Below are 9,403 nucleotides of genomic sequence, written 5' to 3' on the forward strand. Positions count from 1 at the left end.
TCATAGCTTTTTTGGCATTTTGACGGTTACCCGACTACTCTGCTGTCTTCTGAAAATTTGTTCAATCCTTCGGCTATTCCGAAGGCATCTATGCATTCCAGTGCCTTTGCCACATGTTGGGACAATCCAAGGACTTGGGTCAAATCTTCATCCCAAAAAGCCAAGTGCGAAAGTGTCCTTTCTGAAATGGTGGCATAATCGTTGGTCCTCCACAAGGTCTTGAAGAAGTCCACCACTTGGGCGTCATCTTGAACCGGGAGTACCGTTCCTTTCCAGTCCCCTTTGTAAAAACGAATCAGGCAGGCGAACGAAAAGGTCAAGTGCAACGGCAACTTGCCAAATTTATCTTGATAATCCAACAGACTGGGCAATACCCTTACCTTGAACTTGGAAATCGAATTCAATGCGATACTTGACAACAGATGTTTGATGAAGGGGTTCCTGAAACGATCAAAGACCTCCTCCGCAAAATCATCCACCTTGGCCTTTGGCAAGGGCAAAATTGGATTGATCTCCTCAAAAACCGCTTGTTTCAAAAACGTACTGGTCACTGCATCATCCATGGTCTCCTTCACCGTGGTGTTGCCATACATGATGGACAATGGCACCACAGCTGTGTGTGCGCCGTTCAGTATCCTCACTTTTCGGGTACGATAGGGCTGCATGTCCTTCACCACCAGCACATTCTCATCAATTTTATGGAAAGGAATCTTCTCCAAAAGTCTATCGTCCCCTTCAATGACCCATAACAGGAATATTTCAGCAGCTACGATCAGTTTGTCCTTGTATTCCAATCGGTCCTCGTATGAGGCCAAATCGTCCTTGGGATAACCAGGCACGATCCTATCCACCAAGGTATTATGGAAATGGTTATGGTTTTCTATCCAGGCTATAAATTCTTGGCCCAAATCCCAATCCTTCGCATATTGGAGAACAATTTCCTTCAGCGTATCCGCATTATAGTTGATCAACTCGCAGGGAATCACGGTAAGTCCTTTGTCTTCTGCTCCATTGAAGTGTACATACCGCTTGTGCAACAATGCGGTGACCTTTCCGGGAAAACTGCTGGGGCATGAAGCATACCCTTTGTCTTCAGGATTGTAGGCAATCCCAGATTCCGTGGTGTTGGAAATCAAAAATTCCAAACTTTCCTCTTCTGCCAACGCCAAAAACTCTTGATAATCCGAATAGGGGTTTATGCCTTTTTGTACACTGGAAATGACTTTTTTTTCATCAATGAGCTCTCCTTTTTTGATTCCCCGCATAAAAAGGGTATATAGTCCTTCCTGTGCATTGATGGTAGGAATCAATCCTCCGTTCAGAGGTTGGACCACAACCACACCTCCATTAAAATCGGCTTCGGTATTGAGCCTATCCACTACATAGTCCACAAAGGCCCTTAAAAAGTTGCCTTCGCCAAACTGTACTATCTTAATGGGAAGTTTGGACCCGACCTTTAACGTGGTTCTATTTAAATTATTCATGTATTTTCTTTTTCAATTATAGATTACACCCCAAAAACCCTTGGCAACCACAGGCTAAGGCCCGGGAAATAGGTGATGAGGAAGAGCGCCACGATCATGGCAATGAACAATGGCAACAGGGGTTTAATGACTTTTTCTATGGTCGTATTGGCGATACCAACGCCCACGAAGAGCACAGAGCCCACCGGTGGTGTGCAGAGGCCAATGCAAAGGTTGAGCACCATCACAATGCCGAACTGTATAGGGTCCATCCCCAGTTCGGTCACAATCGGCAAGAAGATGGGGGTGAATATGAGGACGGCGGGTGTCATGTCCATAAAAATGCCCACAAACAACAACAACAAGTTGATGATCAACAATATTACAATTGGATTATCACTTAGACCCAGCAACACATCACTGATTCCCTGCGGAATGTTCTCAAAGGACATCACCCACGACATACTCATGGAGGCTCCGATGAGCAACATCACAATGGCCGTGGTTGCAGAGGCCTCCAAAAGGATATTGGGCAGACTTTTCCACGTGATCTCCTTATAGGCAAATCCAAGGACCAAGGTATAGAGCACTGCAATAGCGGAGGCTTCGGTGGCGGTAAAGATGCCCATTACGATCCCTCCCATGACCACGACCAGAAGCATCAAACTTGGGAAAGCTTTCCAAAAAGTGACCAGCACCTCTTTCATTGAACTTCTTTTCCCGACATTAAACCCTTTTTTCTTGGCCCAGAAATAGGCAACGATCATCAAGAAGAGTCCAGTGAGCAACCCTGGGATATATCCGGCCAAAAAGAGCGCGGCAATGGAAACCCCACCACTGGCGAGTGAATACACGATCAGCACGTTGCTGGGCGGTATCACTAATCCTGTTGTGGCCGATGTGATGTTCACCGCCACCCCAAATTCCTTGGAATAGCCTTCTTTTTCCATTTCAGGGCCGAGTATGCTTCCCATGGCGGAAGCGGATGCCATGGCGGAGCCTGCTATGGCCCCCATCAACATGGCGGATATGATATTGATCAAGGCCAGACCTCCCGGCAGCGATCCCACCAAGGTCTTGGCAAATGCGATGAGCCTATGGGCTATGCCCCCTTTGTTCATCAGTTGTCCCGAAAGCACAAAAAAGGGAATGGCCAGCAGCGCAAAACTATCCAGTCCGGTCGCCATCCGTTGTGACACCGTGGTCATTGCCGGTAAGGCAGGTATACTCACCAACATGGTCAACAAAGATGAAATGGAGATGCTCCAAGCCACAGGGGTCCCTATGGCCAATAGGCATAAAAAGCTGACAACCAAAACCAAGATAGGTATATAATCCATGTCTATTTTTTATAAATGAGGTCGGTAGTTTTATAGTAGATAATCAACAGACCGCTCAAGGGCAGTACCGTGTATATAAAGGCCAGGGGAACATTGAGTGCGGGGGAGTGCTGTTCCAGGATATAGCTGATGTACACCAACCGTATCCCGCCCACGACCAATGCAAAAAAAGCGAATAGGATGATGAGCACGTTCACCATGCGAAAGAGCAACAACTGCGTCTTTTTACCGGCTCTCATGGGAAGTACGTCAATGGCCACGTGCATGTTCCTTCCCGAAACATAGGCCGCGCCCAGAACACCGACCCATATCATCAGATATCGGGCCAGTTCGTCCGTAAAGGAACTTGGATTGCCCGTGATGTACCTACTGAACACCTGCCAAAGTACATTGATGACCATGACGGCCATGATGATCACCAAGACCCAGCCCAAAATTTTGTCCACTTGCTTCCTGAAGCCCATAATTATTTGGTTTGTTGGATTTGTTCTATGAGACTGCTCATTACCTTATCATCCTTGTATTGATCATAAATCCCTTGGACAGCTTCCTCAAAAGGAACTTTGTCCGGATAGATTACTTCAACGCCTGCCTTTTCCACTTCTTCAAGGGCCTGCTTTTCAGAAATGGCCCATAATTCCCTTTGGTATGCCACGGAATTGTCGGCAGCTTTCTGCAGCCATTGTTGCTCCTGTGCGGAAAGTTTGTCCCACAAATGGGTACTGACCACCAATGCGTCCGGTAACATCGTATGCTCGTTGATGGTGTAAAATTTGCAGACCTCATAATGTCTGGACAGATAGAAACTGGGGGGATTGTTCTCCGCACCGTCCACTACGCCCTGCTGCAATGAGGTATAGAGTTCGCCCCAGGAAATGGGCGTGGGCGCACCTCCCAGACTACGTACCATATCCATGGCCGTGGCGCTTTCCATGACCCTGATCTTCAAACCCTTCAAGTCGTCAGGTGTGGTCACTTGTTTGTCCTTTGTGTAAAAGCTTCTACTTCCGGCATCGTAATAGCAAAGGCCTTTCAACCAGAATTTTTCGCCCTCTTCGAGCAATTGTTTCCCGATAGGGCCATCCAACACTGAAAAAGAATGTTGTTTGTCCCTGAAGAGAAAAGGAATACCAAAGACCTTCATATCCGGTGCGAAATTTTCCATGACGCCCACGGAAACCTTGGTCATGTCCAGACTACCGATCTGCAAAAGCTCCAAGCTTTCCCTTTCGGACCCCAATTGTTGGTTGGGGTATATCTTGATGCTCATCTTACCGCCGGACAACTTTTCGAGGTCCTCGCCCATTTTGAGCATGGCCTTATGCACAGAATGGTTTACGTCCAGACCATGGGCCAATTTGATTACCCTGGTCTCATTGGCCGTATCGCAACCTGAGATCACGATCAACAGAACCAATCCCAAAAACCACCTGTACCCTAGTTTCATAGTTATCCTTTAAGCTTCTTGATGATGTCCAGACTCTGCTTCACTGCCGCCTCCAAGGCCGCAAAGTCCCCATTGGCCAGAATTTCCTTCGAGATGAGCTTGGAGCCCATGCCCACACAGGTCACCCCTGCCGCGAACCATTCGCCCAAGCTTTCTTCGGTCGGCGACACGCCTCCTGTGGGCATGACCTCCGTCCAAGGTTGTGGTCCCTTGATGTCCTTGACAAAGCTGGGACCATAGGTCCCCCCTGGGAAGAGCTTTACTATCTCACAGCCCAGTTCCTCTGCCCTGGCAATCTCGGTTAGGCTCCCGCAGCCGGGCGACCACAGTACTTTCCTGCGGTTGCACGCGATGGCGATGTCCTCCCTGAGCACCGGGGTCACCACGAAGTTCGCCCCCAATGCCATATATAGTGAGGCCGAGGCCGCATCCGTCACGCTGCCCACACCCATCATCATTCCAGGTAGTTCTTTCAGGGCATATTTATTGAGCTCCCCGAACACCTCGTGGGCAAAGTCCCCACGGGCCGTGAACTCCATCAATCGTGCCCCCCCATCGTAACACGCCTTGAGCACCTTCTTCCCCAATTCGATATCACGGTGGAAGAACAACGGGACCAATCCCGTCTCCCTCATTCCCTGTGCCACTTGTGTTCTTGTATATTGTGCCATGGTTCTTTTCTTTTAAATGTTATCGGGCCACCCTTCCTGAGGCATCCCCGCCCATCAATTTTTCGACTTCGTCCACCGTCACCAGGTTGGCATCCCCTTTGATGGTATGTTTCAGGCAGGAGGCGGCCACTGCAAAGTCAAGTGCCTTTTGGTCGTCCCCTTCATATTTCATCAATCCATAGATCAGACCGCCCATGAAGCTGTCCCCTCCGCCCACACGGTCCACGATGTCCGTGATCTGGTACTGGCGGGTCTCGTACATCTTCTTGCCATCGTACAGTACGCCTGCCCAGGTGTTGTGTGAGGCACTTATGGAACCTCTCAGGGTGGTGATCACCTTCTTTGCCTTGGGAAATTTTTCCATCATCTGCTTGCAGACCGACAGGAACGCCGCTGCCTCCACATGTTCCCCTTGTGTGGTGATGTCCAGACCCTCCGGCTTGATGCCGAAGTGTTTCTCCGCATCTTCCTCATTGCCCAGTACCACATCGCAGTATGAGGTGAGCTCCGACATGATCTGCTCACGCTTCGCATCGTTGCAGTACTTCCAGAGCTTGGCACGGTAGTTCAGGTCCGTCGAGATGGTGATCCCTTTCTCGCTGGCCGCCTTCACGGCCTCCAGACAGGCATCTGCCGCTCCCTGCGATATGGCCGGGGTGATCCCCGTCCAGTGGAACCATCCGGCCCCTTCGAACACCCTGTCCCAGTCCACCATGCCCGGACCGATCTCCGCCATGGCAGAGTGTGCCCGGTCATAGACCACTTTACTGCCGCGGCTCACTGCCCCGGTCTCCAAAAAGTAGATGCCCAAACGGTCACCACCATAGATGATCTTGTCCGTGCCCACTCCGCGCTTGCGCATCTCCATCAGTGCACATTCCCCGATGTCGTTCTTCGGAAGGCGGGTCACAAAGTCCACCGGGACCCCATAATTGGCCAAGGAGACCGCCACATTGGACTCCCCCCCTCCATACACCACTTCAAAACTGTTGGCCTGGGAGAAGCGCAAGAAGCCTTCTGGCGAAAGGCGCAGCATGATCTCCCCGAACGTTACCACTCTTTTCATATATTCTTGTTTTTTTTAAAAGTTAAAATAGTATTTAGCATTTCCATAACTGATATTGGCCACCATATTTCCCACCAGATCCATGTCGTTGGGTAATTCTCCGGAAGCTATTTCCTGTCCCAACAGATTGCACAGGATCCTACGGAAATACTCGTGCCTTGGGAAAGATAAGAAACTACGGGAATCTGTCAGCATACCGATAAAACAACTTAGCACTCCCATATTGGAGAGAGTGTCCAATTGCTTGGTGATCCCATCTTTTTGGTCCAAGAACCACCAACTGGAACCCCATTGCACTTTTCCTTTAACAGATCCGTCGTTGAAGTTGCCGATCATGGTCGCGAACACTTCGTTGTGGGAAGGGTTCAGGTTGTATATGATGGTCTTTGTCAATTTGTCCGAACTGTCCAAATGGTTCAGATAGGCAGATAATGTCTGGGCCTGTGGAAAGTCTCCCACGGAGTCCCAACCTGTGTCCATTCCCAATATGCCCAACATTCTGGTATTGTTGTTCCGCAAGGCTCCCAAATGGAATTGTTGGACCCAGCCCAAGCGGTGGTAGTTTTCCGAAAGGAACAACAAAAGCGCTGTCTTGAACTTTTCCTCTTCAATCGGGCTCAACACTTCCCCGTTCAATCTTTTGGAGAAAAGGGCCGATACTTCCGCATCGGTAAATTGGGTATAATACATTCGATTGAGGCCATGGTCGCACAGTCTACATCCATTTTCATGGAAGTATTCCATTCGCTTCAGCAAGGCATCACAAAGGTCTTGATAGGACCCAATATTGATACCCGATGCTCCGGAAAGCTTCTGAAGATAGTCCAGATATCCTGGGGATTCAATCAAAATGCTCTTATCGGGACGGAAGGCTGTACTCACCCTTACTTTCCAATTGTCCTTTGCCAAGGCTTTGTGGTGTTCCAAAGTATCTATCGGGTCCTCTGTGGTGCAAAGTGTTTCCACCTGCATCATTTCCAAAAGTCCTCTGGTGGCATGCGTCGGTTGTTGCAACTTGGCAGCAGTTTCCGCATATATTTCCTTCGAAGACCCTTCATTGAGGTATTGGTCGATGCCAAAGTATCTTTTGAGCTCCAAATGGGTCCAATGGTACAAAGGGTTCCTCAAGGTGTGGGGAACGGTCTTGGCCCAGGCATGGAACTTTTCTTCATCGGAGGCATTACCTGTGATGTATTTTTCATCGACACCCATGGTCCGCATGGCCCTCCATTTGTAATGGTCACCCGCAATCCACACTTGGGAAATGTTCCCAAACACTTCGTTCTCGGAAATACTCTTGGGAATCAAGTGGTTGTGGTAATCGATAATGGGCTGCTTTTCCGCATAATCGAAGTAAAGTTGTTCAGCATACTTGTTTCCCAACAAAAAAGTATCTGTAATAAATGTATTTTTTGACATTACGGTCTATTGTGTTTCAATCATTCGTTTGCAGGCTTTCCTATAGTGGCCAGAATTCCCCCGTCCACATAAATGACCTGTCCATTTACAAAATCACTGGCCTTGGAAGCCAAAAATACCGCTGTTCCGGCCAAATCCTCAGGATCGCCCCAACGTCCGGCCGGTGTTCGCTGTATGATAAAGTCATTGAATGGATTCCCATCCACCCTGATCGGAGCGGTTTGGGAGGTCGCAAAATAACCAGGACCTATCCCGTTCACCTGTATATTGTGCGGTGCCCATTCCGTTGCCAAGTTCCGTGTAAGCATCTTCAAGCCGCCTTTGGCAGCTGCATAGGCACTGACACTGTTTCTTCCCAACTCGCTCATCATGGAACAAATGTTGATGATCTTTCCTTCTTTCCTCTGGATCATATCCTTGACCACCAGTTGCGACATGATGAAAGGTCCCACCAAATCCACATCAATGACCCTTCTAAAGTCAGAGATTTGCATCGAAACAGCAGCTTCCCTCTTGATGATGCCCGCATTGTTTACAAGAATATCGATTTTACCGTGTTTGGCAATGATCTTACCGACAAATTTTTCCGATTCAACTTCATCCGTTACATCAAATAGATATCCCGTTGCCCTGAACCCTTTCTCTTGATAATGCTTTAGGGCATTGTCCATTTTTTCGGGCGTGGTCCCTGTTATTACCAGTTCCGCTCCGGCCTTCGCCAATCCTTCGGCCATGGCCATGCCCAACCCATGGGTACCTCCTGTGACCAACGCCACCTTGCCTTTTAAACTAAACAAATCCATTTTTCGTGGGTTTTCTGGTTGGATTTTATCTCAAATCGTTTGGGGATACACCATCCATGTCTCCATAGTCGAGGTTTTCACCCGCCATTCCCCAAATAAAGGAATAATTGGATGTCCCCGAACCAGAATGAATGGACCATTCCGGCGACAGTACCGCATCGTGGTTTTTGAGGAATATATGACGGGTTTCCTGTGGTTGCCCCATAAAATGGCTTATGGTCTGCCCCGCTTCCAGGTCAAAATAGAAATAGGCCTCCATTCGGCGGGCATGTACGTGGGCCGGCATGGTATTCCATACGTTCCCCTCCACAAGTTCGGTAAGTCCCATCTGCAATTGGCATGTGGACACAATACTGTTTACGATCAATTTATTTAGAATACGCTTGTTCGCAAATTTCTCTTCACCTAAATTGATAATCTCCGCATCTTTTCGGCCCACCTTCTTCACAGGATAACTTTTATGTGCAGGTGCAGAGTTGATATAAAACAATGCTGGACTATCGTCACTTGAAGACTTGAAAATGACCTCTTTGTTGCCACTGCCAACATATAATGCCTCTTTTCTTTCCAACTCATAGGTCTTGCCATCCACTTCCACTACTCCGGCACCACCCACATTGACTATTCCAAGTTCTCTCCGTTGCAAAAAGAATTCAGCTTTAATATCATCAATGGTTTCCAACTCTACCGCCTTCTTTACGGGCTTCACTCCTCCCACGATAAATCTGTCGTACATTGAATAGGTAAGTCGCACCGAATCGTCCTGGAACAGCCCTTCTATCAAGAAGTGGTTTCTCAATTCTTCTGTATTATATGTCTTAACATCTTCTGGGTGATGCGCATAGCGCAATTCGGAATAGGTCATATCTGTGTAATAAATAATGCAATCGATTACACAAATATAAAGATTTTTTTCAATTACAACATTTATACAAAAAAATATATTCAAAAATTGATATTGAACAAAAAAGCAATGGTTTTAATGTAAACTAAACAATAAATCGATAAAATCTGCAATACAGGAAATAAGAAGATAGTAACCTGAATCAGTAGCAATTGCATGAACGGAAAGTAATCTACGGGAGGTGTATATAAACAAAAAAGGCCCTTCACGGTTTGTGAAGGGCCTTGAGGAAGGCGGCGACCTACTCTCCCACCTGGTGTGGCAGTACCATCGGCGCTGACGGGCTTAAC

General features: G+C 48.0%; 10 protein-coding genes. All 10 read right to left on the reverse strand.

The features are described from left to right. Positions 1–26: 26 nt before the first annotated feature. Positions 27–1,484 (reverse strand): tagaturonate reductase, encoded by a 1,458-nt coding sequence (locus SD450_RS12005; protein ID WP_318344688.1) that lies wholly within the window; start codon positions 1,482–1,484, stop codon positions 27–29. Between the two features lie 23 nt (positions 1,485–1,507). Next, positions 1,508–2,803 carry a TRAP transporter large permease gene (locus SD450_RS12010; protein ID WP_318344689.1) on the reverse strand — a complete coding sequence of 432 codons (1,296 nt, stop codon included), beginning with the start codon at positions 2,801–2,803 and terminating at the stop codon, positions 1,508–1,510. Positions 2,804–2,805: 2 nt separating this feature from the next. Continuing rightward, positions 2,806–3,267: a TRAP transporter small permease gene (locus SD450_RS12015; protein ID WP_318344690.1), complete on the reverse strand. Its 462-nt coding sequence runs from the start codon at positions 3,265–3,267 to the stop codon at positions 2,806–2,808. 2 nt (positions 3,268–3,269) lie between these two features. Further along, entirely contained in the window at positions 3,270–4,250 is a 981-nt protein-coding gene (locus SD450_RS12020; protein ID WP_318344691.1) for a TRAP transporter substrate-binding protein, read from the reverse strand. A gap of 2 nt (positions 4,251–4,252) precedes the next feature. Next, positions 4,253–4,921, reverse strand: coding sequence for a bifunctional 4-hydroxy-2-oxoglutarate aldolase/2-dehydro-3-deoxy-phosphogluconate aldolase (locus SD450_RS12025; protein ID WP_318344692.1), 669 nt, complete (start codon positions 4,919–4,921; stop codon positions 4,253–4,255). Positions 4,922–4,940: 19 nt separating this feature from the next. Beyond that, positions 4,941–5,987: a sugar kinase gene (locus tag SD450_RS12030; RefSeq protein ID WP_318344693.1), complete on the reverse strand. Its 1,047-nt coding sequence runs from the start codon at positions 5,985–5,987 to the stop codon at positions 4,941–4,943. A 15-nt stretch (positions 5,988–6,002) separates the two neighbouring features. Beyond that, positions 6,003–7,406 carry a glucuronate isomerase gene (gene uxaC, locus SD450_RS12035; protein WP_318344694.1) on the reverse strand — a complete coding sequence of 468 codons (1,404 nt, stop codon included), beginning with the start codon at positions 7,404–7,406 and terminating at the stop codon, positions 6,003–6,005. 20 nt (positions 7,407–7,426) lie between these two features. Continuing rightward, positions 7,427–8,209, reverse strand: coding sequence for a gluconate 5-dehydrogenase (locus tag SD450_RS12040; protein WP_318344695.1), 783 nt, complete (start codon positions 8,207–8,209; stop codon positions 7,427–7,429). A gap of 25 nt (positions 8,210–8,234) precedes the next feature. Continuing rightward, positions 8,235–9,074: a 5-dehydro-4-deoxy-D-glucuronate isomerase gene (gene kduI, locus SD450_RS12045; RefSeq protein WP_318344696.1), complete on the reverse strand. Its 840-nt coding sequence runs from the start codon at positions 9,072–9,074 to the stop codon at positions 8,235–8,237. 80 nt (positions 9,075–9,154) lie between these two features. Beyond that, positions 9,155–9,403 (reverse strand): hypothetical protein (locus SD450_RS12050; RefSeq protein ID WP_318344697.1); only part of this gene is annotated, 249 nt, incomplete at its 5' end.

The sequence above is a fragment of the Flagellimonas baculiformis genome (genome assembly GCF_033441575.1).
GTDB classification, from domain to species: Bacteria; Bacteroidota; Bacteroidia; order Flavobacteriales; family Flavobacteriaceae; genus Flagellimonas; species Flagellimonas baculiformis.

Excerpts from the sequence above, each read along its gene's own strand:
- SD450_RS12005 (WP_318344688.1), bottom strand. The coding sequence starts at position 1,484 with ATGAATAATTTAAATAGAACCACGTTAAAGGTCGGGTCCAAACTTCCC.
- SD450_RS12010 (WP_318344689.1), bottom strand. The coding sequence starts at position 2,803 with ATGGATTATATACCTATCTTGGTTTTGGTTGTCAGCTTTTTATGCCTA.
- SD450_RS12015 (WP_318344690.1), bottom strand. The coding sequence starts at position 3,267 with ATGGGCTTCAGGAAGCAAGTGGACAAAATTTTGGGCTGGGTCTTGGTG.
- SD450_RS12020 (WP_318344691.1), bottom strand. The coding sequence starts at position 4,250 with ATGAAACTAGGGTACAGGTGGTTTTTGGGATTGGTTCTGTTGATCGTG.
- SD450_RS12025 (WP_318344692.1), bottom strand. The coding sequence starts at position 4,921 with ATGGCACAATATACAAGAACACAAGTGGCACAGGGAATGAGGGAGACG.
- SD450_RS12030 (WP_318344693.1), bottom strand. The coding sequence starts at position 5,987 with ATGAAAAGAGTGGTAACGTTCGGGGAGATCATGCTGCGCCTTTCGCCA.
- uxaC (WP_318344694.1), bottom strand. The coding sequence starts at position 7,406 with ATGTCAAAAAATACATTTATTACAGATACTTTTTTGTTGGGAAACAAG.
- SD450_RS12040 (WP_318344695.1), bottom strand. The coding sequence starts at position 8,209 with ATGGATTTGTTTAGTTTAAAAGGCAAGGTGGCGTTGGTCACAGGAGGT.
- kduI (WP_318344696.1), bottom strand. The coding sequence starts at position 9,074 with ATGACCTATTCCGAATTGCGCTATGCGCATCACCCAGAAGATGTTAAG.